Origin of the sequence: Streptomyces echinoruber (assembly GCF_014651135.1) — a bacterium.
Classification (GTDB): Bacteria; Actinomycetota; Actinomycetes; order Streptomycetales; family Streptomycetaceae; genus Streptomyces; species Streptomyces echinoruber.
The window spans coordinates 86205-112183 of sequence record NZ_BMWH01000015.1 but is presented as its reverse complement, the minus strand read 5'-3'; the positions used below and the strand labels follow the sequence as shown (position 1 = coordinate 112183).

Below are 25979 nucleotides of genomic sequence, written 5' to 3'. Positions count from 1 at the left end.
CGTACATCGAAACACATGTGACCCAAGGAGAAGACGATGCGGACGGGCGCCCGGATCCATGACGACTTCGCCGCCTACGCGCGCACCTGCTGGCCTCGACTCCTCGTCACCGCGATGTTGCTCACCGAGAACCGGCCCGAGGCGGAGGAACTGGCGAGAAGGACGCTGACCTGGACGTACGCGCGCTGGCGTCGCGTTCCGCGCAACGACATCGACTTCCACGTACGGCGTCACCTCGTGCGGAGCTGGCTGCGGCGCCCGTGGCCGCTCGTGCGGCGCGCCGCCCGGCAACGGGCCGTGCTGGTGCTGCGGTACGGGGAGGGACTGCCGGACGCGCAGATCGGTCAGTTGCTCGGCGTTTCCAAGGGCGCGGTGCGCCACCTCGCCAAGCGGGGGACGAAGGCGGCCGGGGGCGATGCGCGGCGGCTGCGCGAGGCCTGCGCCACCGTGGCCGGGGACGTGACCCCCGGCCCGCTTCCGCTGGATGAGGTGACCGCGCGGGGACGGGCGTGGCGGCGGCGCCGGGCCGCGGTGGCCGCCGGAACCTGTGCGGTGGTGCTGGTGGCCGGGGGCTTCCTCGCCGCCGGCCGGGTCGCCGGGAGCGGCCGGGGTGACTCCGCCGGTACGGCGGCCGGCCGGGCGGTGGATTCCGTACGGATCGTGGCGCCCGGGGAGCGGGTGCGGGCGGCGCCCGGCGTGGAGATGTGGCTGACCGCGGACGGCAGTCACTGGTCGACGCCGCAACAGGCCGACCAGTTCCGCGGGTTGGACGCCTACCCGCGTCACGAGCCGGGGGTGTCCCTGCAGGCGGAGCCGGTGAAGGGCGGGTACTTCCTGTCCGGCCTGTACTACGGCGTCTCCGGTGACCCGGGACGTGTCGAGCTGAGCACCGCCCACGGCGAGGTCACGGCCAAGGTGCTCACCCTGGCGGGCAGCCCCGGCTGGGGCGTCTGGTACGCGCCCAGGGCACTGTCCGCCCAGGACGCCAAGACGCTCGTCGTCGCGGGCATGGAGCAGGCCCGGAGCACCGGGGGCGCCGGGGTCGCCGGAGTCGGTGACGGCGGTGGCGGCGGTGACGGCAGTGGTGGCGGTGACGGCGGTGGCGGCGGTGACGGCGGTGACGGCGTCAGGGTGTACGACGCCGCGGGCACCGTCGTGGCACGGCTGCGGAGCGGGGGGTGGTGGGCATGACCCCGGAGCTCAAGGAGGGGCCGAAGGAGGAACCCAGGGAGAAGCCCGGGGAGAAGCTCGGGGAGAAGCCCGGGGAGAAGGGCGGGAAGGAGCCCAGGGAAGAGGGCGGGAAGGAGCCCCGGGAGGCGGGCAGGAAGGCGGGGCCCGGGACGGCGTTCAAAACGGCGCCCGGATCCGCGCGTTCGCGACGCGTCCCGCTCCGCGTCCGGCTGCGCCGCAACCGGGGCCGTATCGCCCGCCGGCTGCTGGCCGCCTTCCTGCTCCTGCTCGCCCTGCTGGTCGGTGCGGTCGTCGTCGCGTACCAGCTCACCGTCATTCCCGAGCCGCACCCGGACACGGTCGTCCAGAGCACCGTCTTCCTCGACGAGAAGGGCGCCTATCTGGGCCGCCGCGGTCCGGTGGACCGTCAGGAAGTGCCGCTGTCGCAGGTTCCCCGGTATGTGCAGGACGCGGTGATCGCCGCGGAGAACCGTTCCTTCCGGACCGACTCCGGTGTCTCCCCGAAGGCCCTCGTCCGGGCCGTCGGGGCGGCGCTGACCGGCGGTGAGCGGCAGGGCGGCTCCACCATCACCCAGCAGTACGTCAAGAACGCGCTGCTCAGCCCCGAGCGGACCCTGTCGCGCAAGGCGCGCGAGGCGCTGATCGCGCTCAAGCTGGACCGTACGCGCTCCAAGAACGAGATCCTGGAGGGCTACCTCAACACCGTGTACTTCGGCCGGGGCGCCGCCGGCATCCAGTCGGCCGCGCGCAACTACTTCGACGTCGACACCAAGGACCTCACGGTCTCCCAGGGCGCCGCCCTGGCCGCCATCATCAACCTGCCCTCCTACTACGAGAAGGCCGGCTCGGACCCGAAGGTCACGGCGACGCTCCAACGCCGCTGGGAGTGGGTGCTGGACGCGATGGCGGCGAGCGGGGACATCACGGCGAAACAGCGGGCCGAGGCCCGCTTCCCGGCGTTCCGGTTCTATCCGCCCGGGGCGACCGACGGGCAGCGGCAGTACCTGATCGACGTCGCGGCGAAAGAGGCCGCCCAACGGCTCGGCATCAGCGAGGACGAGCTGGCGCGCGGCGGCTACACCGTGCGCACCACCTTCGACCTCCCCCTGCAGGACTCCACCGCGGAACAGGTCAAGAGCCTGAAGTCCGCCAAGGGCGGTGTGCGGCTGCACACCGCGGTCGTCGGCATCGAGCCCGGCGACGGTGCGGTGCGGGTGCTGTACGGCGGGTCGGACTACGCCCGGCAGCCCTTCAACGACGCGGTGAGCGGGGCGGTGGAGGCGGGTGAGGCGATGACGCCGCTGGCGGACCGGCCGTTCGGGGCGCCGCTCACCGGGTTCCCGAAGACGGCCGCGCCCACACCGCTGAAGCTCACATCGGCGTACGCGGCGGTCGCGGCCGACGGCGTGTACGCCGCGCCGTACACCGTCGACCGCATCACCCACGACGGCCGTACCGTCTACTCCGCGCACCCCGACCGCCACCGGGTCCTGCCCGAAGGGACGGCCCGCGCGACGGCCGCGCCGGTCCCGGGCGGCCTCCGGGCCGCCCCGTCCGCCGGCCCTCCGGCGCACCTGTTCACGGCGGGAGCGGGCGGCGGCATCACCCGCCGCACGGTGTGGACCGTCGCCTACGACGACCGGCTCACCCTGACCGTCGCCCTCTTCGCCGACAAGCCGGGCGAGAAGAAGGGCACAACGGTGCCCGCGCAGCTCCCGACGTCTCCGTCACCGACGCGGTTCGCGGAACAGACGGCGACTCAACTCTGGGGACGCTTGAGGTGATCGACGAACGCGGACCAGGCGGAGGGCCGGAACACGAGCTTCGGGCCGTGGGGGTTCTTGGAGTCGCGGACGGGGACGAGGGCGGGGAAGGCGGCGGTGACTTCCAGGCAGTCGTTGCCGCCTTGGCTGTAGCTCGACTTGTGCCAGGTGGCTGTGCTCAGGTCGTGGTCAGGGGTGTTTCTCATGGGCGTAATCCTGCGCCAGCGCCTCGATCAGGGCCAGAGACTTCTGCGGCGAGAGCGCGGTGGCCACCAAGAGATCGAACACGAACCTCAGTTGGGCGACAGTGGCCGGGTCGTCCTCCAGCCGACCGGTGCGCACTCCTTCGAAGTAGACCAGCGGTGGGGCGTCCGCGAAGTCCATCAGCTTCAGAGCACCCATCATCGCCGTGTGCGCTCCCGCGTTGAACGGAAGCACCTGCACGATGACCCGGCTCCGGCCGGCCAGGCCTGCGATGTGACGCAGCGCCTCCGCCATCACCGCCCGGCTGCCGGTCTCCCGGCGCAGCGCGGCCTCGTCAAGCACCGTCCACAACATCGGCTTTGTTGGGTGGTCGAGCAGACGGGTCCGCTCCATCCGGCCTTCCGTCCACTCGTCGATGGTCTCTTCTGGTGCCGTCGGGTCGTACGCGCGGTTCACGGCCCGTGCGTACGCGGGAGTCTGGAGCAGGCCGGGGATCAGGAGCGGCGCGTACTGTCTGATCGCCGTGGCCTGTGCCTCGGCGTCCGCTGCGTCTGCGAAGGCCTCCTCATACTTCGACTTGGCCGCCGCCTTGCAATTCCGCGTGAAGAAGCCCTCGGTCTCCAGGACTTCGTCCAGCATCCGCGCGAACTCCAGCCGCATCCGCCGCGTACCCGCCTCCAACTGCCCGATGAACGACCCGCTCACGAACAGCCGTTGGCCCAACTGCTCCTGGCTCAGCTCCTTCCGCTCACGGGCGTGCCGTAACTCCGCACCCAGCAAGGCGCGTGGTGATGACGACGGGTCGAGGTCCTTGGGGCCTGCCATGACTGCTCCTCGTCCGACAGCAGAGTCTGTTGGGACGCCGTGTCTGGCCAGGTTAGGCCGTCGGCGGCCACGCTGTGTGGTGAATGCGAAACCCAGCGTGGAGGAATGGGCGCAATGGAAGCGAAGGATGTGACCGCCGGCGAGAGGCCCGCCCGGACGGCCGAGGAAGCCGTCGAGCGGTTGCGCGCGGCCCTGTACCGGGTCGGCGTCGTCCTGCCGTCGCTCCGGGTCGACCCGCTGAGCGTCTCGGACGAGGATCCGTACGCCTTGGTCGACCTGGGGCGCTGCAATCTCGGCGTGGCCTCACGGTTGGCGGCCGCCCTGAACCGTGCGTCCGAGTACGTCGTCGACACGCGCAGCGGACGGCTCGGTGAGGTGATGGGGCGCGTGGGCGGCCGTGTGCGGCTGCGGCCCGTGGGCGGCGGGCGGGAGTGGGACTGTCCGCCGGAGTCGGTCGAGCCGGCGCCGCCGGAGGAGGTGCTGCGGGAGCGGGTGCGGCGGCTGAACCGGGATCGTGTGAGGGGTGTCACGTGAGGGGGCTCGGGGTGCCGGAATGTGGGCCGGCGCACAGACGGTTACTTCAGATGCTGCAACGATGCGTGCACACATACCGTCCGGTCAACAGCGTCACTCACGAGGAGCCCTCACGTGACCGTCACGTCCTCCGCCTCCCGCGCGGCCCAGACCCTCTCGCGTCCGATCGCCCTCAACGGCCTCACGGTCCCGAACCGGATCGCGATGGCCCCGATGACCCGCATGTTCTCCCCGGGCGGCGTCCCCGGCGACGACGTGGTGTCGTACTACGCCCGCCGCGCCGCCGCCGGCGTCGGGCTGATCATCACCGAGGGCACCACCGTCGGCCACCCCTCGGCCGGCTTCAGCGACCGGGTGCCCCGGTTCCACGGCGAGGAGCAGCTGGCGGGCTGGGCGAAGGTCGCCGAGGCCGTGCACGCGGCGGGCGGCACGATCGTGCCGCAGCTCTGGCACGTCGGCATGGTCCGCAAACCGGGGCAGCGGCCCTACCCGGAGGCCCCGGCGGTCGGCCCGTCCGGCATCCTCGTCGACGGCACCGAGAACGCCGGCCGGGCGATGACGCAGCAGGACATCGACGACGTGGTGCGCGCCTTCGCCGAGGCCGCCGCGGCCGCCGAGCGCATCGGCTTCGACGGCGTGGAACTGCACGGCGCCCACGGCTACCTCATCGACCAGTTCCTGTGGGAGCGCACCAACCGCCGCACCGACGCCTACGGCGGCGACCCGGTGGCCCGCACCCGGTTCGCGGCGGAGATCGTGGCCGCCGTGCGCGCGGCCGTCTCGCCCGGCTTCCCCGTCATCTTCCGCTTCTCGCAGTGGAAGCAGGAGGCCTACGACGCCAGGCTCGCGCAGAGCCCGCAGGAGCTGGAGGCCCTCCTCGCCCCGCTCGCCGCGGCCGGCGTCGACGCCTTCCACGCCTCCACCCGCCGCTACTGGCTGCCGGAGTTCGACGGCTCCGACCTGAACCTGGCCGGCTGGACGAAGAAGCTCACCGGCCGCCCGGTCATCACCGTCGGCTCGGTCGGCCTCGACGGCGACTTCATCCACGCCTTCCAGGGCGAGGGCGCCCCCGTCGGCAGCCTCGACAACCTCCTGGACCGCCTGGAGCGCGACGAGTTCGACCTGGTCGCCGTCGGCCGCGCCCTGCTGCAGGACCCCGAGTGGGCGGCCAAGGTGCTGCAGGGCCGCTTCGACGAGCTGAAGCCGTACGACGCGGCGTCGCTGAAGACGCTGACCTGACCCCGTCGTTGAAGACGCTGACCTGACCACCGGTCGTCGGCCGGCCCCTCCCGCCGTCAGGGGCCGGCGTTGCCCATGGGCTCGATGTCGACGCGCACCGGGGTGCCCCACACACGCAGCACCTCGTAGTCGGTGAACTCGTGCACGAGCCGGTACGCCATGGCGGGGCGCGGCCCCCGGCGCTGGGCGGCGAGGTACAGCTCGGCCTCGCGCCGGTCCCGGCGCGGGGTGCCGCAGAGCTGCCACTCCCGCCCGTTCCACAGCTCCGGCAGCCACCGCTGCTGCGGCTGCGGCCGGTCGCCGCGTACGCCGTACCGGGAGGGCGCGGAGGCGGCGGGCCGGTCGGCCTCGGGGGTGCGCGGATAGCCGCCGGTGAGCTGCGCCCGGCGGGCGGCGCGGCGCCGCGTCTCGCACAGCAGGCACAGGTCCGGGGCGCTCTCGTCGACCGGCCCGGTCGGGTGCTCGGCGCACCGCGTCGTCGGCGCCTCGGAGGTGACGCCCTCCTCCAGCAGGTCCAGGGCGCGCCGCAGGTCCGCCTTGATCTCGTGCAACTGCGCGTCCGGCGTGTCGGCGCTCAGCGCCTCCCCGTGTTCTCCCAGAACCCGGAGCGCACGGCCGAGCGCGGCGATGTGGGCGTGATTCATGGCAGTCGCGCACTCCTTCGTTTCCCAGGCGTCGGGCTGTGGCGGGGCCGGCCCCTCTCCAGGATGCCGCTCCCCGCTCCCGGCCACACACCCGGCCACACACCCGGCCGCACGCCCGGCCGCGGGCCTCGGGCCGCCGCGGTCAGCCCGTCGCCGCCGCCAGCGCGGCGCGCAGGTGGCCGCCGGACTCCTCCAGCAGGCGGGCGGCGGTCGGGCCGTCGACGCCGGCCAGCAGGGTCAGGATGGCGTTCTTGACCTCGCCGTCGGTGGCGGCCAGGGCACGTTCGATCTCCTCGTCGCCGGCGCCGGTGGCCAGGGCGACGATGCGATGGGAGCGGGCGCGCAGCTTGTCGTTGGAGGCGCGCACGTCGACCATCAGGTTCCCGTACGTCTTGCCCAGGCGGATCATCGTGATCGTCGAGATCATGTTGAGGACGAGCTTCTGCGCCGTGCCGGCCTTCAGGCGGGTGGAGCCGGTGAGCAGTTCGGGGCCGACGACGACCTCGATGCCGTGCTCGGCGGCGGCCGCGAGCGCGCTGCCGGGGTTGCAGGCCAGGCCGACGGTGAGCGCGCCGCGCTCGCGGGCGTACTCCACGGCGGCGACGGCGTACGGGGTGCGGCCGGAGGCGGAGACGCCGACCACCGCGTCCCGCGCGGTGAGGTCCAGCCCGGCCAGGTCGCGCCGGGCCAGCTCGCGGGAGTCCTCGGCGCCCTCCACGGAGGTGACCATGGCCTCGGGGCCGCCCGCGATCAGGCCGACGACCCGGCCGGGGTCGGTGTTGAAGGTGGGCGGGCACTCGGAGGCGTCCAGCACGCCGAGGCGGCCGGCGGTGCCCGCGCCGGCGTAGACCAGGCGGCCGCCGCCGGCCATCCGCTCGGCCACGGCGTCGATCGCGGCGGCGATCTCGGGCAGCCGCGCGGCGACCGCGGCGGGCACCGTGGCGTCCTCGGCGTTCATCAGCCGGGCGATCTCCAGCGTGGGCAGCCGGTCGATCTCGGCGAGCTCGGGGCGGAACGCCTCGGTGGTCAGCTTCTCCAGCTCGGCGCGGACGGTGCGGGAGCCGGGCGGGGACGGGGAGTCGGGTGTGGACGGGGTGCCGGGCGTGGACGGGGTGCCGGGCGTCGGCGACGCGGCGGGCGTGGCGGGCGTGGCGGGCCTGGAGGTCATGGGGGTGGCGGCTCTTTCCGGAGTCTTCGGTCTTCGGTCTTCGGTCTTCAGTCGTCTTCAGTCTTCGTCTTCGGGCGGGCGGGCGCGCGGGGAGGACATGAGGCCGTCAGGGGCGGACCCTCAGCGGCGGCCCGTCAGCGGCGGACCGTCAGCGGCGGGTCGTGCCGCCGCGCGGGCTGTGGCGGTGCGCGAGCGCCTCGTACGACGCGGCCAGCGCCGGTGCCGCCGTCTCGTACGTGCGTTGCGCCACGCCGACGAACAGGCAGTCCACGACGAGGAGTTGGCTGGTGCGGGAGGACATCGCCGCGGGACGCAGCTCGCTCTCGCGGGCGGTGGAGGTGGTCAGGACGTGGTCGGCGTACTGGGTGACGGGCGCGTCGGGGCGGCCGGTGATCGCCACCGTGGTCGCGCCGTGCTCGAAGGCCACGCGCAGCGGCTCGATGACGTCGCCGGTGGAACCGGAGTGGGTGATGGCGATGGCCACGTCCCCGGAGCGCAGTTGCACGGCGTTGGTGACGGCGAGGTGCGGGTCGCTGTGCGCGTGGGCTATGAGACCTATCCGCAGGAGCTTCTGGGTGAGGTCCTGGGCGACCAGGCCGGAGGCGCCGATGCCGTAGACGTCGGTGCGGCGGGCGCCGGCCAGCGCGGTGACCGCGGCGGCGAGCTGGGCGGTGTCGAGCCCGGCGGCGGTGTCGGCGAGGGTCTGCTGCTCGTCGCGGGCGAGTTTCGCCACGACGTCGGCGATCGGGTCGTCGACCGCGATGTCGGCGGTGACGGAGGGGGCGCGGCCCGACTGCTGCTGGGCGGCGAGGCCGGCCAGCGCCAGGCGCAGGTCGCGGTAGCCGGGGTAGCCGAGCAGGCGGGCGGTGCGCACCACGGTGGCCTCGCTGGTGCCGGTGAGCTCGGCGAGGCCGGTGACGGTCAGGGCGGCGCAGCCGACCGGGTCGCTCGCGACGGCCTCGGCCACCCGCTGCATGGAGCGGGTCATGGAGGGGGCCAGCGTGCGCACCTTGGCGGCGAGGGCGGCGGGCGCGGGCTGGAAAGTTTCCTTCACCTTCTCGACCACCACTGAAAGATATTTTCTGTTCCTGGCCGGGGTCAAGAGTGCGCACAATGGACTGCATGGACTCCGTCAGCCCCCTGGAACAGGCGTTGCACGCGGCCCGCGCCCGGGTGCTCGCCGACCTGGTCGCGGGTGAGGTCGCCGAGGCGAACGTGGTCTCGCTCGTGGAGGAATCCGTCGCCCAGCGGCGCTGGTGGGTGGAGCAGTGGCCGGACGGTGTCGCCTACGTCGCCGGCCTGATCGCGCAGGACGTCCAGGACGCGCTGCTGGAGAGCCACGGCCGCTGGCCGCTGTGCCCGGTGTGCCCCTCCGGCGACCCGCACGCCCTCGCCGTCGAACCCGAACTCGGCCCCGACCCGCACTGGGTGTGCTCCAAGGCCGGAGTGAAGGTCGCCGCGGTCGGCTCACTGGCGCAGGCGACGGGCGGCACGCCCTCGTCGTGACCGCCGCTCGTCGTGACCGCCCACTCGTCATGCCCGCCGCTCGCCGTGACCGCCCGCTCGTTATGACCGTCCCCTCGCCGTGACCGTCTACATCGACCCGCCCACCTGGCCGGGCCACGGACGGCTGTGGTCCCACCTCGTCAGCGACGAGTCGTACGAGGAACTCCACGCCTTCGCCGCCCGCCTGGGCGTGCCCCGGCGGGCCTTCGAACGCGACCACTACGACATCCCGGCCCACCGCCACGCCGACGCGGTCGCCGCCGGCGCGGTCGAGGTCAGCAGCCGCGAGGTGGTGCGCCTGCTGATCCACGCGGGCCTGCGCCGCCGCAAGAAGACGGCTCAGCCGCGCAGTTCGTAGACGAGCCTGCCGCCGTCCTCGCCGGCCAGGGTGAAGCCGGCGCGGGTGACGACGCCCTGCGAAGGGGTGTTCCAGCGCTCCACCACGGCCCGCAGCGCCCGCACCTCCTCCCGCGCCAGCGCCCGGGCCGCGAGCGCCCGCAGCGCCTCGGTGGCGTAACCGCGGCCGCGGGCCGGCCCGGCCAGGTCGTAGCCGACCTCGGCGCGGCCGTCCCCGTCCGGCGGGCCGTGGAAGCCCATCGCGCCGACCGCGCGCCCGTCCTCCCGCCGCACCAGCACGAACATCCCCCACTCGGGCCGGTGCACCCCCGCCTCGTGCGCCTGCACCACCATCCCCGCGGCCTCCCGCGTCCCCTCGCAGGGACCGCCCTCCACCCACGCGAAACCCCCGTCCCCGCCCAGGCGCAGGTCGCGGGCGGCGGCGGGGGTGACGCCTCCGAGGACGAGACGGGGGGTGGGGACGCGGATCACCCCATCGCCGCTCGGAGCTCTACACATCCTCGTTCCCGGCGTCGTCCGGTACGACGGAAACGATGGCGCCGGTCGGCGGCGGGGGGTGAGGCAGGAAGACGTAGGTCACGGACAGGGCGGGGCAGCCGGGGCGGGCCTCGGTGCGGGTCACCCAGACCTCGGCGCCCTGGTCGATGACCCGGACACGGCGCCCCAGGTGGTGTGCTCGCTCCAGTTCCGCGCGCAGGTCCTCGACGACGGCCTGAGCTGTGGAACCCAACAGTTCCAGTCGTTTGCGAGCCGTGTGCGTGATCTCCACAACGGCATCCGAGTGGGTCAACGGCCGTTCTCCCGTTTGAGGGACCGGGCCAGTTCGACGCCCTCGGCGAGGGACGCGTCGAAGTCGGGGTCGCAGCGGGTCAGCACGTGGCCTCGGTAGGCCGCGATCAGCTCGGACACCTCGTGCAGATCGGTGTAGTCGACGCGGTCGAGAGTGGCGGCGAGCTCGGCCTCCAGGCGGGCGAGGTCGCCGGGGAAGCCCAGCCCGGCGGCGAGAGCGGCGCGGACCTCGCCGAGGGTCCGCATGGGCGGCGGCTCCGCGGGCGCTTCCGGCTGGAGCGGCTGTTCACTCACCGGAGGTGATCCTTCCTGCGCGGGGTCGACGACACGACGCTACCTCGGGCGCGGTCACCGCGTCAGCAGGTCCAGTTCCGCGCGCAGGTTGTAGCGGGCCGTGGCCTCCCATGCGCGGGTGCCGTGCGGGGTGCGGAACAGGCGGGGGCGGTCGAGGAGCCGGCGCAGGATGTCGGCGCGGGCCTCGCGGAAGACGTCGCTGGGGACGAAGTGGTACTCCTCGCGGACGGCGGCGGTGTAGGCGGCGTACGCCGACGGGGGCGCGGCGAGGATCGCGAGGTCGGCGTCGCACAGGACCTGGCCGTTCGAGTCGTCGTCGGCGGGGTCGTGGGTGACGGTCAGGCGGACCAGGCGGGCTACCTCGGCGGTCTTCTCGGCGCTCACCCCGGCTTCCGGGAGGGCGCGTTCGGCGAGGCGCGCGGAGCGCTCCTCGTTCTCGGAGCGCTCGGGCAGGTAGACGGCGTCGTGGAACCAGGCGGCCAGGCGTACGACGTCCGGGTCGGCCGCGTACGCCTCCAGGACGTCGATGTGGTCGAGGACCGCCGCGAGGTGGGTGAGCGTGTGGTACCGGCGCTGCGGCTCCTGCCAGCGGGCGAGCAGGTTGTCGGCGTACGGCACCGGGTCGGAACCGTCGGCGGCGCCCCGGGCCGCCCGAAGGGTGCGGACGAAGCGGGCGCGCAGGGCGTCTGGGTCGGACATGGGGTCATTCTCCCTGGTTCTCGGCCCGGACCCGCCCCGCTCACGTCACCGCCGTACGGTCATCCGGTCGGACCGGGACTTCCTCGGCCCCGCGCACGTCACCGCGAAGATCCACCTCGGCCCGTACCGTCTTCCCGGGACCGCCCCCTTCCCGTGGCTCGACGGACAGCCGGCTCGCCAGGCAGGTCACCAACCACAGACCACGGCCTGCTTCCGCCTCGGGATTCTCCGGCGCGCACGGCCGGGCCGGCGGCAAGCGGTCGCCTCTGGTGTCGGTGACCTCGACGCGTACGCGATCGCGGGCGGTGGTCAGTGTCAGGCTCAGACGGAAGTCGCGGCCGGGGACACGGCCGTGGGTCACCGCGTTCGCGGCGAGTTCCGCCACGACCAGGGTCAACGTCTCGTTCACTTCCGAGCCGTACGGGAAGCCCCAGGCGTCCAGGCGATGGGAGGCGAGCCGCCGGGCCAGGCGGGCCCCGCGCGGTGTGGAGGTGAAGGCCATGGCGAACTGCAGCTCGGAGCCGGTGAGTTGCCCCGTCTTCCCGAACGGGGGAATTTCGGTCGTCATGCCGGTGAGCTTCGCGCCCCACACCTACGGTGACTAGTGACGTATCCCTTACACAGCGTTGCTGTGGGGGGTGTTGTACGTGACTGTCGGGGCAGGGAAGGGGACGGTCGATGGCGCAGACCACGGGGCAGACGGCGGCGCGAGAAGCGGACCCCGCCGACGAACTCCTGCGGTGCTTCGGCAGGCAGGTGAAGATCCTCCGCGAGCGGGCCGGACTCACCCAGGCCGCACTCGCCCAACAGCTCGGATACAGCGAGGCGCAGATCGCCGCGATCGAACAGGGGCGTCGCATCCCACGGCCGGAGACCATCGACCGGCTCGACAGCCTGCTGGACGGCGACGGGCTGTTGATCGCCATGAAGCGGGCCGTGGCGCTCACGCGGTATCCGGCCTTCTTCCGCGACGCAGCGCGGATCGAGGAGGAGGCCGTCGAGTTCCACGCGTACGCGGTGCTCGCCGTGCCCGGTCTGCTCCAGACCGAGGAGTACGCGCGGACCATGTTCACCGTGCGCAGGCCGCGGCGGCGCGAGGACGAGATCGAGGAGATGGTGGCGGCGCGGCTGGCCCGCCACAAGATCTACGAGAGGAAGCCCGCGCCGACGCTGAGCTTCGTCATCGAGGAGTCCGTGCTGGAGCGGCCGTTCGGCGGAGTCGATGTGTTGCGTGGTCAGTTGGAGCACATCCGGCTTGTCGCCGAGAATCCCCATGTCGAGATCCAGGTCATGCCGACTCGGGTCGTCGATCACGCGGGCGCGGACGGCCCGTTCACGCTGATGACCCCGGAAGGCGGGGAGCAAGTCGCGTATGTGGAGAGCCAGGGCAACGGGCGCGTGATCACCAAGAGGGAAAGCGTGCGTGGGTTCGCCGTGCGGTATGGAATCCTGCGGGCACAGGCTCTGTCCCCTGTCGAATCCGTGCGCCATATCGAGAAGTTGCTGCAAGGAGAGCTATGAACACCGAGCAGTCCCAGGCACAGTCGCTCCACTGGTTCAAGTCCAGCTACAGCGGTGGCGAGGGCGGCGAGTGCATCGAGGTCGCCGCTCTCCCTCACTCCGTCCACATCCGCGACTCCAAGGACACCGGCCGAGGCTTCCTCACGGTGTCCCCCGCCTCCTGGTCCGCCTTCGTCGGCCACACCAGCCGTCGTCACTGACCGAAAACCGACGTCAACATGGCGTAACGGTCGCCTTGACCGTCACCGGCGCGCCTTGGCAGCATCGGCCGTAGCAAACAGAAGCAAGGTGCATATGGCTGCACCAGGTCCTGGGGCCGCTCCTTCGGGGGCGGCCCGAGTGCTTTCCAGGAGGGATCGTTGTACCTGTGCTACATCGACGAAGCGGGTAACGGCCAGACTCTTGATCCTGCCAGACCGGACGCCCCGCCGGTCCTCGTCGTCGGTGGCTTCACCGTGCACGACTCCCACATCAAGCAGATGACCTGGGACTTTTTAAGCCTCAAGAAGAATTTCCGGCCGCAGTTGCGTCGCGCCGTCCACCTCTCCGAAGTGATCCACACGGAGATCAAGGGTTCCGACGTCCGCAAGGACATCCGTGCGGGGAACCGTGACGAGCGCCGGGCCGCGATGCTCCTCCTGGACTCGGCTCTCGCCATGCTGGAGCGGTACGGAGCGCGCCTTCTGGCCCGCGTCTGGGTGAAGGAAGAGGGGCGCGCCTTCAACGAGACCGGCGTGTACAGCACCTCGGTCGGGAGCCTGACCGAGACGTTCCAGGCCCAGTTGCTGGACTGCCACTCGCGGGGGGTCATGATCCTGGACAGCCGTACCAAGTCGAAGAACGCGCCGAACGTCCACTGCGTCACGACGCGCAAGTACCGTGCGGGCGGTGACAGTCTCAAGGGCGTCATCGAGTCGCCGGTCTTCGGGCACAGTGACACGCATACACTGCTCCAGCTCTCCGACCTCGTCGTCTCCTCCCTGCTGTTCCCGATCGCCTGTCACGCCTACCTGAGCGACGTGACCTGGAACGTGCACTGCGACGACGCGTATCGCCCGCTGAGGGAGCAGTTCGGGGAGCGGCTGAAGAAGCTCCAGTTCCGGTATCAGGATCCGGTGGGCAAGTGGCGCGGCGGCATCGTGGTGTCCGACCGGCGAACCGCGCAGTCGTCGAACCTGATGTTCGGATCTGGAAAGCCCGCCGCGGTGAGCGCCGTCATTCCCGCACAGCAGGTGGACAGGGGCGAGTTGTCGAGCACGTAGCGGGTGGTGCCGGGCCGGGTGGTCGTCGGGGCGGGTGGCCTGCACTGTTCCGGGGCGGCGGGCCTGCACTGTTCCGGTGTGTGGGCCGTCGCGGACGTGCACGGCTTGTGCACAGGTGGCGCGGTGGGTCGGCGTTAGCGTGGGGACCATGACTACTCCTGCGGATGTGCACGGCGTACGGGATCCCGAGCTGCCCGGGCGGCTCCTGGCGACCGAGCGGGACGCGCTGGTCCCGTTGCTGCGGGCGCGGCCCGAGGCGGACTTCGCGCGGCCGGTCGCCGCGTGCCCGGGATGGACGGTGCGGGACGTGCTGGCGCACTGCTCGGCCGCGCTGACCCGGGTGGTGGAGCACCGGTTCGAGGAGGGGGTGTTCTCCCCGGAGTCCAACGACCGGGACATCGCCGAGCGGGCCGATTGGACGCACGCGCAGGTCGTCGACGAGCTCGAGCGCGGCATGACCGAAGCCGGCCCGGTGATCGCCGCGTCGGACGGCGCGCTGGACGGGATCGCGCTGGGCGAGTGGGTGCACGCCGGTGACGTGCGCGAGGCGCTCGGCGAGCCCGGCGCGTACGCCGGCGCGGGTCTGCCGCACGCGCTCGCCCTGCTCGCCCAGGTCACCCGCGCACGCGGTGGCGTGCCGCTCCACGCCGACCTCGACGACCTGGACGAGCCGCTCCGCCTCGGCGATCCCACCGGCGAGCGTCCCCCCGCCCGTTTCATCGGCGACGCGCCCACCCTCGTCCGGCTGTACACGGGGCGCCCGCCGTCCGGGGCGACCTACGAACTGGCGGGCGCCGAGGAGCGCGAGCTGAATCTCTACGGCTGACGGCCGATACCCGACGTCCCGCGGGCGCCCTTCCCCCGTACCCTGAGATTGGACTAGACCTGTAGTCGCTCCGGGTGGCCGAACGGAAGGGGTTCCATGAGCACGCGTGCAGTCCTGGAGGTGATCGCCCTCGACGCCGGGGACGCGGTCGCCGCCCAGGCCGGAGGCGCGGACCGCCTCGAAGTGGTCGCCGACATGGCGGCCGACGGGCTCACCCCGTCACCGCGCACCGTCGGCGAGATCCGCGCCGCCGTCGACCTCCCGCTGCGCGTGATGCTGCGGCTGACGGACGGCTTCACCGCCGGGGACGCCGGGGACGTCGAACGGCTGGTCGGCGCGGCGCGGGAGATGCGGGCGGCGGGGGCCGAGGAGTTCGTGCTCGGGTTCCTCGACGCCGACGGCGGGGTCGACCTGGACGCCGTGGAACGGGTCGTCGGCGCCCTGGACGGCTGCCGGTGGACCTTCCACCGCGCCATCGACCGCGCCGCCGACCGCGCCGCGCTGCGCCGCCGCCTGGCCGGGCTGCCCGGCCTGGACACCTACCTCACCGCCGGTTCCGCCGACGGTGTGGACGCCGGTATGGACACCCTCCTGGAGGAGGCCCGCCTGCGCGGCCGGCCCGGCTACCGCCAGCAGCTCCTGGTCGGCGGCGGGCTGCGCCTCGACCACGTGCCCGCCCTGCTCGCCGCCGGTGTCGACGCCTTCCACATCGGCGGCGCGGCCCGCCCGGACGGCTGGGCCGGGCCGGTGTCGCGGGCGGCGGTGGCGCGGTGGCGCCGGGTGCTGGACGAGGAGCCCGCACCCGTGCCGTGACCGGCCCGGCTACCCGAGCTGCGGTGGTAGCGGGCTCGCGTGTGGGACGGCTGTCCGAGCTGCGGTGGCAGCGGGCCCGCGTGTGGGACGGCTATCCGAGCTGCGGTGGCAGCGGGCCCGCGTGCGTGACGACCAGGCCCGACACGGCCCGGGTCAGCGCCACGTACAGGCGGCGCAGGCCGGTGCGCTCGTCGGGTTCGCCGTCGACGACGGCCCGGGGCTCGTCGAGGACGACGTAGTCGTACTCCAGGCCCTTGGCGAGCGAGGCCGGCACCAGCGTGAGCCGGACGTCCGGGGTCGTCTCCCGGCCCGGGTCGAGGTAGGCCAGGCCCGCCCGCTCCAGCGCCTCGGCGAGGGCGGGGACGCGGGCGTCGGCGGCGATCAGGCCGAGGGAGCCCTCCCGCCGCAGCAGCTCCCGGCAGGCGGCGACCACGTCGGCGTCGCCGGTGACCGGGCGGACCTCGAACAGGCCCGGGTTCTCGCGGATGGAGCGCACCGGCGTCAGCTCCGGGGCGATGTGCGGCAGGAGGCGGGAGGCGTACGTGATGACGTCCGTGGGGACGCGGAAGCCCGCCGTCAGCTCCTCCACCACGCCGTCCGGTTTGCCGAGGTGGGCCAGGGCCTCCCGCCAACTGCGCGTCGCCCAGGGCGTGGTGCCCTGGGCCAGGTCGCCCAGGACGGTCGCCGACCCGGTGGAGCAGCGCCGGCCGACCGCCCGGTACTGCATGGGGGACAGGTCCTGCGCCTCGTCCAGGACGACGTGACCCAGGGACGGGGTGCGTTGGATCAGGTCGGCGGCCTCGTCGATCAGGACGGCGTCGGCCGGCGACCACTTGGCCGACTTCACCGACCGCGGCGGCTTCGCCCACAGGATCGCCTTCTGCTCGTCCTCGGTGAGCAGGCCGGCGGCGTGCTCGGCGAGGAAGGCGGGGTCGGACAGCAGGCGCAGGACGAGCTTGGCCGGGTCGACCTGCGGCCAGATCGCCTTCACGGCCGCCCGGACCGCCGTGTTGCGGGCGACGGCGTCCTGCACCCGGTCGTCCGGTGCCTCGCCGGCCTGCTCCATCCGTACCAGCACGGCGTGCGCGATGCGCTGCGGCAGGGCCTCGCGGGCGGCGCCGTAACGGATGCCGCGCTCCAGCAACTCCCTCACGATCTCCTCGACTTCGTACGCCGGGATACGCCAGTGGCGGGAGCCGCGCACCACCACGACCGGCTCGGTGGGCAGCGTCACGTGGGAGTACAGGGCCCGGCGCAGCACCTGGGCCATGCGGGCGTCGCCCTTGACGGCGGCGGCGGTGGCGTCGTCACTGCCGCGCACCTCGGCGTGCTGCGCGACCAGGTCCTCGACGGTCGCCTGACGAACCGTCAACTCACCCAGGGCGGGCAGGACCTGCTCGATGTAGCGCAGGAAACTGCGGTTGGGCCCGATGACGAGGGTGCCGGAGCGGGCCAGCCGCTCCCGGTGGGCGTACAGCAGGTACGCGACCCGGTGCAGGCCCACCGCCGTCTTACCGGTGCCGGGGCCGCCCTGCACGCACACCGTGCCGGTCAGACCGGCGCGCACGATCTCGTCCTGCTCGGGCTGGATCGTCGCCACGATGTCGCGCATCGGGCCGACGCGCGGCCGCTCGATCTCCCGCTGCAGCAGCCTGCTGGTCTTCGCCGCCTCCGCCGGGTCCGACAGGTGCTCGTCCTCGTACGCCGTCAACTCGCCGCCGGTGTAACCGAAGCGGCGGCGCAGCGCGACGTCCATCGGGTCCTGCTGGGACGCCCGGTAGAACGGCTGTGACACCGGCGCGCGCCAGTCGACGACCATGGGGTCGCCGTCGGCGTCGTGCACGTGCCGCCGCCCGATGTAGAACTTCTCGCCGTCCGCCCCCTCGGCCTGCTCGGCGCCGGGCGCGTGCAGGTAGTCGAGGCGGCCGAAGAACAGCGGGGTGTCGCTGAGGTCGGCCAGCGCCTCGATGCGCTCGTCGATCTGGCGCTTGAGGACCTGCGCGTTGACCCAGTTCGCCGCCACGTCGCGGATGTCGAGCGCCTCCACCTCCTCGCGCATCTCCCGCAGGGCGGCGCGGGACGCGGCCAGATGGGCGCGTTCGCGGGCGAGCGGATCGTCGGCGGGGGCGGGCGTGGGCGTGGACGTGGACACGGTGGACACGGGGGTGCCTCCAGGGCCTGCTGCGTGATGCTGCGTGAGGGGCTGCGCAATGCGTCGCCGCCGAGCGCGGCTGGGGATGCCGGCCGGTTTCCGTCCGGGCGGCGGCACTCCGTCGAGGGAGGCGGGCAAGAGCGGGGATTCTAGGCCGCCCGACCGGACGGACGCCAACGGTTTTCCGGTCGGCGGGTCCGGTCCACGCCGGAATTCGTGGTTCTGCTTTGCGGGTGCCCCGTCATGTTTGCGGGTGCCCCGTCATGCGCCCGGTGGGCGGCGTACGGAGTTCTGCGGCCGGGTGCCGGGCCCCTCGGACACCGGGCTTCGGGTCCCTCAGGCACCGGGTGCTGGGCTCCTCGGGCACCGGGCTCCGGGCCCCTTAGGGGCGGGCGTCCGCCCGGGGAGGGGCCCGAGTCCGTCCGCAGGGGGACGCGCGGGCCCGCGGGACGGCCCCGGAGGGTGATGTGCGCCTTGTGTCCCGAGACGCACGATGGAGACATGAGTGCAGCAGCCGTCAACCCAGCTCCCGTCCGGCCGGCCGGTGCCACCGCCGCCCGGGGCGGCCACCGCCACCGCCTCGGCGACGCGCTGCGGGCCCTGAAGGTGTTCGCGGGCACCGCGGTCGAGGTGGTCGTCCTGGGCGAGTACGCCGAGGAGGCCGGCGTGCGCCGCAGGTACACCGCGGAGCCGGCCGTACGAGGCCGGTGACCGGCCGGCGCCCCGGCCGCGCGCCGGTCCGCCCCGCGTCGCCCGCCGCGGATCGCGGACCGCGGCACGCCCGCCCGGTGCCCCGCGCCGCCGATCCAGCCTCCCGCGTCCGTCGGCGTCCCGCGTCCGCCGATCCGGCGTCCCGTGTGCGTCGTACCGGTGTTCCGCCTGAGTAGCGCAGACACCCGCGCACTTCCCGGATGAGTACCCGCGCCGATGCCGTGGCGCGAGCGTGGGCGGTTCACTGCCCGCATGACCGCGCAGCACATCACGCCCTTCCCCGCCGGCACCCACGGCCGCCCCGGCACCCGCGACGGCCTGGCCGCGCGTGACCGGTACGCCTGGGTGGCGCCGCTCGTCGCCACCGTCCTGCTCTGCCCCCTCGGCCCGGCGGCGGTCTTCCTCGGCGGCCTGTCGGTCATGGCCACCGACGGCTGCGGCCCCGACCACTGCCCGCAGGCGCTGACGACCTCCCTGGAGTGGATCTACGGGCTGCTCTTCTTCGGCGCCCCGGTCGCCTTCAAGGCCTGGGTCACCGCCTGGGCGCTGCCCTGGACGCGCCGCTGGGCGGCCGCGCGCGCCGTGGCGGCCGCCGTGTCGCTGCTGCCGCTGATCGTGCTGCTGTTGGTGTTCTCCCTGCCCGCCCCCTGACGACCGGAGCTTCCCCTGGCGACCGGAGCACTTCCGGCCGACCGGAGCGCCTCCGGCCGACCGGTCCACCGGCCGGCTCCGGGTGCGGGCCCGGGTGCGGGCGTGGGTCAGCTCTCCGCGAGGATCTCGTCCGCGTCCACGATCCGGTACGCGTACCCCTGCTCGGCCAGGAACCGCTGCCGGTGGGCGGCGAAGTCCTGGTCGATGGTGTCGCGGGCGACGAGGGAGTAGAAGTGGGCCTGGTGGCCGTCGGCCTTGGGGCGCAGGACGCGGCCGAGCCGCTGGGCCTCCTCCTGGCGGGAGCCGAAGGTACCGGAGACCTGGATGGCGACGGTGGCCTCGGGCAGGTCGATGGAGAAGTTGGCGACCTTCGACACCACCAGGACGTTGATCTCGCCGGCGCGGAAGGCGTCGAAGAGCTTCTCGCGCTGCGCGTTGGACGTCTCGCCCTTGATCACCGGCGCGTCCAGGTGCTCGCCGAGTTCGTCGAGCTGGTCGATGTACTGTCCGATGACGAGGATCTGCTGCCCGGCGAACCTGCGCACCAGCGCCTCGGCGACCTTCCGCTTGGTCGGCGTCGTGGCGCAGAACCGGTACTTCTCCTCCGTCTCGGCCGTGGCGTACGCCAGCCGCTCGGAGTCGGTGAGGTTGACCCGCACCTCGACGCAGTCGGCGGGCGCGATGTACCCCTGCGCCTCGATCTCCTTCCACGGCGCGTCGAACCGCTTGGGTCCGATGAGGGAGAACACGTCCGACTCGCGGCCGTCCTCGCGCACCAGGGTCGCGGTCAGGCCCAGGCGCCGCCGCGCCTGCAGGTCGGCGGTGAACTTGAACACCGGCGCGGGCAGCAGGTGCACCTCGTCGTAGACGATCAGCCCCCAGTCCCGCGAGTCGAACAGCTCCAGGTGCGGGTAGACGCCCTTCCGCTTCGTCGTCAGCACCTGGTACGTCGCGATGGTGACGGGCCGGATCTCCTTCTTCGTGCCGCTGTACTCGCCGATCTCGTCCTCGGTCAGCGAGGTCCGCTTCACCAGCTCGTGCTTCCACTGCCGCGCCGAGACGGTGTTGGTGACCAGGATCAGCGTCGTCGACTTCGCCCGCGCCATCGCGCCCGCGCCGACCAGCGTCTTGCCGGCGCCGCAGGGCAGGACGACGACGCCGGAGCCGCCGTGCCAGAAGTTCTCCACCGCCTGCTTCTGGTACGGCCGCAGCGCCCACCCGTCCTCGCGCAGCTCGATCGGGTGCGCCTCGCCGTCGACGTACCCGGCGAGATCCTCGGCCGGCCAGCCCAGCTTCAGCAGCACCTGCTTGATCTGCCCGCGCTCGGAGGGGTGCACGGCCACGGTGTCGTCGTCGACGCGCGCCCCGACCAGCGGCTTGATCCGCTTGGAGCGCAGCACCTCCTCCAGCACGGGCCGGTCGGTGGTGGTGAGCACCAGCCCGTGCGCCGGGTGCTTGACCAGGCTGAGCCGCCCGTAGCGGTCCATCGTCTCGGCGACGTCCACGAGCAGCGCGTGCGGCACCGGGTAGCGGCTGTACTGCACCAGCGCGTCCACGACCTGCTCGGCGTCGTGTCCGGCCGCCCGCGCGTTCCACAGGCCCAGCGGGGTCAGCCGGTAGGTGTGGATGTGCTCCGGCGCCCGTTCCAGCTCCGCGAACGGTGCGATGGCCCGGCGGCAGTCGTCGGCCTGCTCGTGGTCGACCTCCAGGAGCAGGGTCTTGTCCGACTGGACGATCAGCGGTCCGTTCACGTACGTCCATCCCTTCCGCGCGGCCGAACGTCCAGTGTGCCCTACCTGGGGATGATCAACGTCGGGCGTCCGCTCGGCCGTTCGCCCAGCCGCCGCCCGCTCAGCCGTTCGCTCGGTCGTCTGCTCGGCCGCCCGCTCGGTCGTCCGCGAGTTCCGCGACCCCGGTGATCCGGTGCAGCGGGTACGTGCGCACCCCGTCCGCCGTGTGGTCGTACGCCGTCACGAAGCCGCCCTCCACCCGGACCGGCGCGATCACGCGCCGGCCGGCGGCGCCCTCGGCGTTGACGTAGCCGATCCACACCGCCTCGCCGGTCAGGACGGCGGCCTGCAGGGCGGCGAGGGTCTCGGCGGCGGGGGTGCGGGGCAGGGCGCCGTCGGCGGACGGCGCGTCCGGTGCGGCCGACGGGACCGAGGGGGCCGAGGAGGCCGGCTCGCGGGGGGCGGTGGCGGCCCGGTCGCCCGCGCGGACGGCGCGGACCGCGGCGGCGAGGAGGGTGTCGTCGGGGACGGGCGGGCCGTCCGGCACCGGCTCGGGCGGGGTACGGGGCGGGGTGTGGTGGGACTGCGGGCGGCTGACCAGGACGTCGCCCTCGGCGGACTCGGCGGCGGGCGCGTACCCCATCGCGCGCAGGCCCTCCAGCAGGGCGGCCGGGTCGGCCTGGGCGGCCAGCACGGTCGGCGCCAGGCGGCGCAGCCCGAGCGCGGCGGAGCGCCGGTCGGCGAGGATCTCGTCGAGCAGCGTGTCGTCGTCGCAGCGCACGTACGCCGAGGCGGCGCCCACCCGCAGCCGGCCGTGGCGGCGGGCCACGTCGTCGATGAGGTACGTCAGCGGCTGCGGCACCGGGGTGCGCGCGTGGGCCGCGAGGAAGGCGTGCAGGTCGGCGGCGGTCCGCCCGGTGTCCAGGGCGCGGCGCACCGAGTCCGGGGTGAAGCGGTAGACCGTGGCGCCGCCCTTGGACTCGACGTCCGCGATCAGGCCCAGCGTCTCGGCCAGCGGCCGCTGCAGCGGGCCGGGCGCGACCGCCGTCAGGTCCGCCTGGAGCAGCACGTGGTCCAGCGGCTCGGGCAGCAGGGGCGCCAGGAGGCGGGCGGCCGCGGCGGAACACGCCGCCTGCTCGGCGGGGGTGGGGCTCTCCGTCGGGGCCGTCGGGGCGGGCGCGCGGTGGTGGTGCACCGGCAGCCTGTCGCCCGGGCCCGTCGGCTCCGGCGCGGGGGTGTCGTGCCGTGCGGGGGCGCCGATCAGTGCCCGGCCGTGCGCCGACAGCGCGCCGCGCCCGGTGACGCCGAGCAGCTCGGCCTCCCGCAGGGTCCACTCCGCGAGCCGGGCGCGCAGGTCGTCCCCGCCTTGCTGCCGCCCCGCGCGCAGGTCGTCCCCGCCTTGCTGCCGCCCCGCGCGCGAGGGCCGCTCCCAGCGCAGCCGGGCCAGCACCGACTCCACCGTCGGCGCCGCGCCCTGGGGCAGTCCCGCGAGCAGCGTCAGCACCCGGCGCCGCACCTCCGGCGCCGCCGAGCGGTCCAGGCCCGGGCCCAGCGCCGACAGCGTGCGGTCCTTCGCGTCCCGCCCGCCGACCAGGCCCGGCGTCCGGGTCGCCGCCAGCCACGCCTCGGCCAGCCGCGCCCAGCGCTGCGGCGCGGGCTGCTCGCGCCACTCGTCGTAGGCGGGCGTCGGCGCGTACCGCTCGTCGGCCTCCCCGTCGGAGGCCAGCAGCCCGGCGGCGTAGGCGAGTTCCACCCAGAACGCGGCCTGCGGCTCGGGCACGTCGAGGGCGACCGCGGTGCGCTTGAGGTCCCGCACGCTCAGCCCGCCGGCCCGCAGCACCGCCGGCCCGCCCGCGTCCCAGTCGTCCAGCAGCTCCTCGACCGTGGCCAGCGCCGTGTGCGCCTGCCCGGCCGCCGTGGCGTCCACCACCCGCGGCGCGTGGGTCGCCGCCGCCTCCACGGCGGGCGGCAGCGGCTCCGGCGCGCGGTGCGCCCGGCCGCCGCGCAGGTGCAGGGCCACCTCGCGCGGCAGGACGACCGTGCCGGGCGCCGTCGGCAGCAGCAGCCCCCGGTCCAGCAGCCACCGCAGCCGGGGCGCCGGATCGGCCGTGACCTGCCCGTACGGCGGGCCCCACATCAGCCGCTCCAGCACCTGCAGCGACTCGGCCGGGGCCTGCGCCAGCAGCGCCGCCATCCGCACGCGGTCGGTGAACAGCGCGGTGAGCGACGCCACCGCGGACACCGCGTCGGGGGTGGGGGGCAGCCCGGCCGCCGCGACGATCTCCTGCACCCGCCCCGGCGACATCCCGGCCGCCGCCTCCCGCACCGTCGGGCCCAGGCCCGTCGGCGACGGGTGCTGCGGCGAGGGCGCCAGCAGCTCGCGTGCCGTGCGGACGAGCCGCAGCCGGTCGTCCGGACCCCACACCAGGGCCTGTTCGCGCAGCGTGGCCAGGGCGCGGGGCAGCGCCGCCTCGACGGCCGGGTCCCCGGAGTCCCCGGCCAGCAGGCTGAGCAGGTCGCCGCGGGTCGCCGGGTCCGGCGCCACCGCCAGCGCCTCCGCCGCCTGCAGCGCGAACCGGTCCAGCCGCTCCAGCGCCCGGACGACGGAGGCCCGCGTCCCGGCGCGGGTCGCGAGCTGCGTGAGGTCCGCGGGCAGGGGCGTGACCAGGTCGGGACGGCTGCGCAGGAGCGCGGCCAGGGACGCGTCGTCCCGCGCGCGGAGGTCCTCCGCGAGGGAACGGGGTGCTGCCGCCGGCTTCTCCTTGCTCATCCGACCCACGGTAGCGGGTCGGGGCGACGGCGCCGGGCAGGGGAGAAGGGGAGAGCGGGGTGGGGGACGGGTGACGGTGCCCGGCAGGGGCGAGGGGCGGGGACGGGTGAGGGAGCGAGCGGATCGGGGAGGGACGGACGGGGGAGCGAGCGGGGTGGTGACGGTCGGGGACGGGTGAGGGAGCGAGCGGATGGTGACGGTCGGGGACGGGCGGGGATGGGTGGGGCCGTCCGTCTGCGCTACCTTCGTCCCCACCGGCGTATCCAACGCAGCCGCCCCGGAGGGCTCCTTGGGGATTGAGAGCGACCAGGTCGTCTACGAGTATCTGAGCCGCGTCGGTGACGTCGCCCAGCAGCGGCAGCTTCCCTCGGCCGCCCGCATGCGCCTGGTGGCCGAGCTGCGCGACGAGATCGACCGGCGCCGCGCCAGGACCCCCGTCGACAGTCCCGCCGCCGTGCGCCGCATCATCGCTCGGCTGGGCAGCCCCGACGAGGTGGTCGCGGCGGCGGGCGGCACCGGCGGTGCGGACGCCGGCCCGCAGTCGGCCGGCGCGGTCCCGGCCTCGGTGCCCGCGCAGCCCACGCCGGCCGCGCCGCACCCGGAGAGCGGCGGCGAACGGCCCAAGGGGCTGCGGCGGATGGTGCCCCGCGCCCGCTCCGCCGAACGACCGCAACCGCAACCGCCGTCGGCACCGCGGGCCGACGCGCCCACGCCGCCGCACCTGGCGGGCGAGCGGGAACTCGGCAGCGGCGGCGGGACCGACTGGTGGCGGGTGGCGCCGGGACCGCCCGGGGCGGTGGACGAGGTGCCCGGGTTCGTCGGCGGCGTGGAGGTTCCGGAGCTGCTGAAGCCCCCGCCGCCGCGCGAGCTGACGCCGGAGAAGGCGGACGGCAAGGACGAGGGGGAGAAGGAGGCGGGGGTGGCTCCGGTCGCGGAGGCCGTCGTCGACGCCCCTGCCTCGCGCCGCCGGCTGCCGCTGCCCCGCGCGGGCACCTGGAGCAACCCCCTGCTCCTGCTCGCCGCCGCGCTCCTCGTCGCCGGTGCCGTCCTCGGCAGCTGGGTGCCGCTGCTGCTGGGCTGGCTCATCGCCTGGGCCTCGCGCCGGCTGACGGAGACGGAGACCAAGTGGGCCGTCCTCGGCATGCCCGGCCTCGCCCTGGCCGCCGGCGTCGTCTGGCTGTGGGGCCGCACCGACGGCCGCTGGGGCACCCCCGTCGCCGAGGGCCACCTGAACGACGCCGTCGCCCAGACCTGGCCCTGGGTGGTGCGGGGCGCGGCGGTGCTGTCGGCGCTGTTCCTGGTGTGGCGGTCGCAGCGGGTGCGGGGGTGAGGAACGGAGGCGCAGGAGCGGGACGGGACGGTCGCGGCGGATCCCGGGGCGCCTCCTGGGGCGTCTCCCGGGACGGGGGCGGAGACCGGAGGCGCGGGAGGGGGCTGGAGGTGCGGAAGGGGGCCGGAGGTGCGGGAGGGGGCGCGGTTTCGGGTCCGTACCCGGGTTGCAGAATGACCTTGTGACCCTTCCGCCGCCCGAGTCCGAGTCCGCTTCCGCCTCCGAGTCCGCTCCCGCCTCCGAGTCCGAATCCGCTTCCGCCTCCGAGTCCGACCCCGCGTCCACCTCGGCCCTCATCGTCGGATTCGACCTGGACATGACGCTCATCGACTCCCGCCCGGGCATCCGCGCCTGCTACCTGGCGCTGGCGGAGCGGACGGGGACGTACATCGACGCCGACCTCGCGATCACGCGGCTGGGGCCGCCGCTGGAGCAGGAGCTGGTCAACTGGTTCCCGGCGGACCGGGTCCGGGACGTGGCGGACCTGTACCGGTCGATGTACCCGACGCACGCGGTGGCCGCCACCCCGGCCCTGCCCGGCGCCCGGGAGGCGGTGGCCGCGGTGCGGGAGGCCGGCGGGCGGGCGATCGTGGTCACCGCCAAGCACGAGCCGAACGCCAAGCTGCACCTGGAGCACCTCGGCATCGACGCCGACGCGGTGGTCGGCGACCTGTGGGCGGAGCAGAAGGCGCAGGCGCTGCGGGAGCACGGCGCGAGCGTGTACGTCGGCGACCACGTCGGGGACGTGCGCGGCGCCCGTACCGCCGGGGCCCTCTCGGTGGCCGTGGCCACCGGGCCGTGCAGCGAGCGGGAGCTGCGGGCGGCCGGAGCGGACGTGGTCCTGCCCGACCTGACCGCCTTCCCGCGGTGGCTGGCCGGCCACCTCGGCTCGGGCGGCCCGGGCCGCCCGGCCCGCCCGGGCGCCGACTGACCGACCCGGGCGCCGACTGACCGACCCGGGCGCCGACTGACCGACTCGGGTGCCGCCTGACCGACCTGG

At 74.2% G+C, this 25979-nt stretch carries 27 protein-coding genes and 1 pseudogene; 15 read left to right on the top strand and 13 right to left on the bottom strand.

Going from position 1 to position 25979, the window contains the following annotated elements; all coding sequences use genetic code 11:
• Window positions 1-36: 36 nt before the first annotated feature.
• Together IE225_RS33785 and IE225_RS18525 are read left to right on the top strand one after the other, a co-directional pair.
• Window positions 37-1191 carry a sigma factor-like helix-turn-helix DNA-binding protein gene (locus IE225_RS33785; RefSeq protein WP_190058664.1) on the top strand — a complete coding sequence of 385 codons (1155 nt, stop codon included), beginning with the start codon at window positions 37-39 and terminating at the stop codon, window positions 1189-1191.
• Window positions 1188-2975 carry a transglycosylase domain-containing protein gene (locus IE225_RS18525; protein WP_190058663.1) on the top strand — a complete coding sequence of 596 codons (1788 nt, stop codon included), beginning with the start codon at window positions 1188-1190 and terminating at the stop codon, window positions 2973-2975. The genes IE225_RS33785 and IE225_RS18525 overlap by 4 nt, the downstream gene beginning before the upstream one ends.
• Here IE225_RS18525 and IE225_RS18520 read toward each other — a convergent pair.
• Window positions 2951-3160 carry a DUF397 domain-containing protein gene (locus tag IE225_RS18520; RefSeq protein ID WP_190058662.1) on the bottom strand — a complete coding sequence of 70 codons (210 nt, stop codon included), beginning with the start codon at window positions 3158-3160 and terminating at the stop codon, window positions 2951-2953. The two genes, IE225_RS18525 and IE225_RS18520, sit on opposite strands and share 25 nt — an antisense overlap.
• Window positions 3144-3983: a helix-turn-helix domain-containing protein gene (locus IE225_RS18515; protein ID WP_190058661.1), complete on the bottom strand. Its 840-nt coding sequence runs from the start codon at window positions 3981-3983 to the stop codon at window positions 3144-3146. The genes IE225_RS18520 and IE225_RS18515 overlap by 17 nt, the downstream gene beginning before the upstream one ends.
• A 114-nt stretch (window positions 3984-4097) precedes the next feature.
• Here IE225_RS18515 and IE225_RS18510 point away from each other — a divergent pair, with 114 nt between their 5' ends.
• Together IE225_RS18510 and IE225_RS18505 are read left to right on the top strand one after the other, a co-directional pair.
• Window positions 4098-4517: a hypothetical protein gene (locus tag IE225_RS18510; protein WP_190058660.1), complete on the top strand. Its 420-nt coding sequence runs from the start codon at window positions 4098-4100 to the stop codon at window positions 4515-4517.
• Between the two features lie 114 nt (window positions 4518-4631).
• Window positions 4632-5756, top strand: a complete 1125-nt coding sequence (locus IE225_RS18505; RefSeq protein WP_190058659.1) for an NADH:flavin oxidoreductase — start codon at window positions 4632-4634, stop codon at window positions 5754-5756.
• A 56-nt stretch (window positions 5757-5812) separates the two neighbouring features.
• On the opposite strand, the gene IE225_RS18500 is transcribed toward IE225_RS18505, so the two are convergent.
• The 3 genes from IE225_RS18500 to IE225_RS18490 all read right to left on the bottom strand — a co-directional run bounded on the left by IE225_RS18500 (window position 5813) and on the right by IE225_RS18490 (window position 8634).
• Window positions 5813-6400: a hypothetical protein gene (locus IE225_RS18500; RefSeq protein WP_190058658.1), complete on the bottom strand. Its 588-nt coding sequence runs from the start codon at window positions 6398-6400 to the stop codon at window positions 5813-5815.
• A 142-nt stretch (window positions 6401-6542) separates the two neighbouring features.
• Window positions 6543-7568, bottom strand: coding sequence for an N-acetylmuramic acid 6-phosphate etherase (murQ, locus tag IE225_RS18495; RefSeq protein ID WP_190058657.1), 1026 nt, complete (start codon window positions 7566-7568; stop codon window positions 6543-6545).
• Window positions 7569-7716: 148 nt separating this feature from the next.
• Entirely contained in the window at window positions 7717-8634 is a 918-nt protein-coding gene (locus tag IE225_RS18490; RefSeq protein WP_190058656.1) for a MurR/RpiR family transcriptional regulator, read from the bottom strand.
• A 56-nt stretch (window positions 8635-8690) separates the two neighbouring features.
• On the opposite strand from IE225_RS18490, the gene IE225_RS18485 reads away from it, so the two are divergent.
• Window positions 8691-9074 carry a DUF8819 family protein gene (locus tag IE225_RS18485; RefSeq protein WP_190058655.1) on the top strand — a complete coding sequence of 128 codons (384 nt, stop codon included), beginning with the start codon at window positions 8691-8693 and terminating at the stop codon, window positions 9072-9074.
• Between the two features lie 79 nt (window positions 9075-9153).
• The gene (locus IE225_RS18480; RefSeq protein WP_190058654.1) at window positions 9154-9432 is read left to right on the top strand and encodes a DUF4031 domain-containing protein; all 279 of its coding nucleotides are present in this window, start codon (window positions 9154-9156) and stop codon (window positions 9430-9432) included.
• On the opposite strand, the pseudogene IE225_RS18475 reads toward IE225_RS18480, so the two are convergent.
• The 5 genes and pseudogenes from IE225_RS18475 to IE225_RS18455 all read right to left on the bottom strand — a co-directional run.
• A pseudogene (locus IE225_RS18475) lies at window positions 9414-9893 on the bottom strand (GNAT family N-acetyltransferase); the annotation flags it as partial. The gene IE225_RS18480 and the pseudogene IE225_RS18475 overlap by 19 nt on opposite strands.
• A 28-nt stretch (window positions 9894-9921) precedes the next feature.
• Window positions 9922-10200 carry a hypothetical protein gene (locus IE225_RS18470; RefSeq protein WP_190058652.1) on the bottom strand — a complete coding sequence of 93 codons (279 nt, stop codon included), beginning with the start codon at window positions 10198-10200 and terminating at the stop codon, window positions 9922-9924.
• A gap of 17 nt (window positions 10201-10217) precedes the next feature.
• A complete protein-coding gene (locus tag IE225_RS18465) occupies window positions 10218-10514 on the bottom strand; it encodes a hypothetical protein (RefSeq protein WP_190058651.1) in 297 nt (98 codons plus the stop codon).
• 54 nt (window positions 10515-10568) lie between these two features.
• Window positions 10569-11213, bottom strand: a complete 645-nt coding sequence (locus IE225_RS18460) for an HD domain-containing protein (protein ID WP_190058650.1) — start codon at window positions 11211-11213, stop codon at window positions 10569-10571.
• A gap of 40 nt (window positions 11214-11253) precedes the next feature.
• Window positions 11254-11781, bottom strand: a complete 528-nt coding sequence (locus IE225_RS18455) for an ATP-binding protein (RefSeq protein ID WP_190058649.1) — start codon at window positions 11779-11781, stop codon at window positions 11254-11256.
• Between the two features lie 110 nt (window positions 11782-11891).
• Here IE225_RS18455 and IE225_RS18450 point away from each other — a divergent pair, with 110 nt between their 5' ends.
• The 5 genes from IE225_RS18450 (at window position 11892) to IE225_RS18430 (ending at window position 15635) form a co-directional block, all read left to right on the top strand.
• Window positions 11892-12734, top strand: a complete 843-nt coding sequence (locus tag IE225_RS18450; protein WP_190058648.1) for a helix-turn-helix domain-containing protein — start codon at window positions 11892-11894, stop codon at window positions 12732-12734.
• Window positions 12731-12934 carry a DUF397 domain-containing protein gene (locus IE225_RS18445; RefSeq protein ID WP_190058647.1) on the top strand — a complete coding sequence of 68 codons (204 nt, stop codon included), beginning with the start codon at window positions 12731-12733 and terminating at the stop codon, window positions 12932-12934. The genes IE225_RS18450 and IE225_RS18445 overlap by 4 nt, the downstream gene beginning before the upstream one ends.
• Before the next feature lie 159 nt (window positions 12935-13093).
• A complete protein-coding gene (locus IE225_RS18440) occupies window positions 13094-13996 on the top strand; it encodes a DUF3800 domain-containing protein (protein WP_190058646.1) in 903 nt (300 codons plus the stop codon).
• A 148-nt stretch (window positions 13997-14144) separates the two neighbouring features.
• Window positions 14145-14822 carry a maleylpyruvate isomerase family mycothiol-dependent enzyme gene (locus IE225_RS18435; protein WP_190058645.1) on the top strand — a complete coding sequence of 226 codons (678 nt, stop codon included), beginning with the start codon at window positions 14145-14147 and terminating at the stop codon, window positions 14820-14822.
• Between the two features lie 96 nt (window positions 14823-14918).
• Window positions 14919-15635 (top strand): copper homeostasis protein CutC, encoded by a 717-nt coding sequence (locus tag IE225_RS18430; protein ID WP_190058644.1) that lies wholly within the window; start codon window positions 14919-14921, stop codon window positions 15633-15635.
• A 91-nt stretch (window positions 15636-15726) separates the two neighbouring features.
• Here the strand turns inward: IE225_RS18430 and IE225_RS18425 are convergent, their stop codons facing one another.
• Complete coding sequence (locus IE225_RS18425; protein ID WP_506004982.1) at window positions 15727-17796, bottom strand: HelD family protein; 2070 nt, start codon at window positions 17794-17796, stop codon at window positions 15727-15729.
• Between the two features lie 492 nt (window positions 17797-18288).
• On the opposite strand from IE225_RS18425, the gene IE225_RS18420 reads away from it, so the two are divergent.
• Both IE225_RS18420 and IE225_RS18415 read left to right on the top strand, forming a co-directional pair.
• A complete protein-coding gene (locus tag IE225_RS18420; protein ID WP_190058643.1) occupies window positions 18289-18498 on the top strand; it encodes a hypothetical protein in 210 nt (69 codons plus the stop codon).
• A gap of 252 nt (window positions 18499-18750) precedes the next feature.
• A complete protein-coding gene (locus IE225_RS18415; protein WP_229879675.1) occupies window positions 18751-19149 on the top strand; it encodes a hypothetical protein in 399 nt (132 codons plus the stop codon).
• Window positions 19150-19256: 107 nt separating this feature from the next.
• On the opposite strand, the gene IE225_RS18410 is transcribed toward IE225_RS18415, so the two are convergent.
• Window positions 19257-20900: a DNA repair helicase XPB gene (locus IE225_RS18410; RefSeq protein WP_190058642.1), complete on the bottom strand. Its 1644-nt coding sequence runs from the start codon at window positions 20898-20900 to the stop codon at window positions 19257-19259.
• A gap of 100 nt (window positions 20901-21000) precedes the next feature.
• Window positions 21001-23649, bottom strand: a complete 2649-nt coding sequence (locus IE225_RS18405) for a helicase C-terminal domain-containing protein (RefSeq protein ID WP_190058641.1) — start codon at window positions 23647-23649, stop codon at window positions 21001-21003.
• A 289-nt stretch (window positions 23650-23938) separates the two neighbouring features.
• Here IE225_RS18405 and IE225_RS18400 point away from each other — a divergent pair, with 289 nt between their 5' ends.
• Both IE225_RS18400 and IE225_RS18395 read left to right on the top strand, forming a co-directional pair.
• Window positions 23939-24979 (top strand): HAAS signaling domain-containing protein, encoded by a 1041-nt coding sequence (locus IE225_RS18400; RefSeq protein ID WP_190058640.1) that lies wholly within the window; start codon window positions 23939-23941, stop codon window positions 24977-24979.
• A 295-nt stretch (window positions 24980-25274) separates the two neighbouring features.
• Window positions 25275-25910 (top strand): HAD family hydrolase, encoded by a 636-nt coding sequence (locus IE225_RS18395; RefSeq protein ID WP_268250004.1) that lies wholly within the window; start codon window positions 25275-25277, stop codon window positions 25908-25910.
• Window positions 25911-25979: the final 69 nt, after the last annotated feature.

Excerpts from the sequence above, each read along its gene's own strand:
- murQ (WP_190058657.1), bottom strand. The coding sequence starts at position 7,568 with ATGACCTCCAGGCCCGCCACGCCCGCCACGCCCGCCGCGTCGCCGACG.
- IE225_RS18450 (WP_190058648.1), top strand. The coding sequence starts at position 11,892 with ATGGCGCAGACCACGGGGCAGACGGCGGCGCGAGAAGCGGACCCCGCC.
- IE225_RS18460 (WP_190058650.1), bottom strand. The coding sequence starts at position 11,213 with ATGTCCGACCCAGACGCCCTGCGCGCCCGCTTCGTCCGCACCCTTCGG.
- IE225_RS18455 (WP_190058649.1), bottom strand. The coding sequence starts at position 11,781 with ATGACGACCGAAATTCCCCCGTTCGGGAAGACGGGGCAACTCACCGGC.
- IE225_RS18525 (WP_190058663.1), top strand. The coding sequence starts at position 1,188 with ATGACCCCGGAGCTCAAGGAGGGGCCGAAGGAGGAACCCAGGGAGAAG.
- IE225_RS18420 (WP_190058643.1), top strand. The coding sequence starts at position 18,289 with ATGAGTGCAGCAGCCGTCAACCCAGCTCCCGTCCGGCCGGCCGGTGCC.
- IE225_RS33785 (WP_190058664.1), top strand. The coding sequence starts at position 37 with ATGCGGACGGGCGCCCGGATCCATGACGACTTCGCCGCCTACGCGCGC.
- IE225_RS18445 (WP_190058647.1), top strand. The coding sequence starts at position 12,731 with ATGAACACCGAGCAGTCCCAGGCACAGTCGCTCCACTGGTTCAAGTCC.
- IE225_RS18430 (WP_190058644.1), top strand. The coding sequence starts at position 14,919 with ATGAGCACGCGTGCAGTCCTGGAGGTGATCGCCCTCGACGCCGGGGAC.
- IE225_RS18435 (WP_190058645.1), top strand. The coding sequence starts at position 14,145 with ATGACTACTCCTGCGGATGTGCACGGCGTACGGGATCCCGAGCTGCCC.
- IE225_RS18510 (WP_190058660.1), top strand. The coding sequence starts at position 4,098 with ATGGAAGCGAAGGATGTGACCGCCGGCGAGAGGCCCGCCCGGACGGCC.
- IE225_RS18500 (WP_190058658.1), bottom strand. The coding sequence starts at position 6,400 with ATGAATCACGCCCACATCGCCGCGCTCGGCCGTGCGCTCCGGGTTCTG.
- IE225_RS18415 (WP_229879675.1), top strand. The coding sequence starts at position 18,751 with ATGACCGCGCAGCACATCACGCCCTTCCCCGCCGGCACCCACGGCCGC.
- IE225_RS18485 (WP_190058655.1), top strand. The coding sequence starts at position 8,691 with ATGGACTCCGTCAGCCCCCTGGAACAGGCGTTGCACGCGGCCCGCGCC.
- IE225_RS18405 (WP_190058641.1), bottom strand. The coding sequence starts at position 23,649 with ATGAGCAAGGAGAAGCCGGCGGCAGCACCCCGTTCCCTCGCGGAGGAC.
- IE225_RS18520 (WP_190058662.1), bottom strand. The coding sequence starts at position 3,160 with ATGAGAAACACCCCTGACCACGACCTGAGCACAGCCACCTGGCACAAG.
- IE225_RS18515 (WP_190058661.1), bottom strand. The coding sequence starts at position 3,983 with ATGGCAGGCCCCAAGGACCTCGACCCGTCGTCATCACCACGCGCCTTG.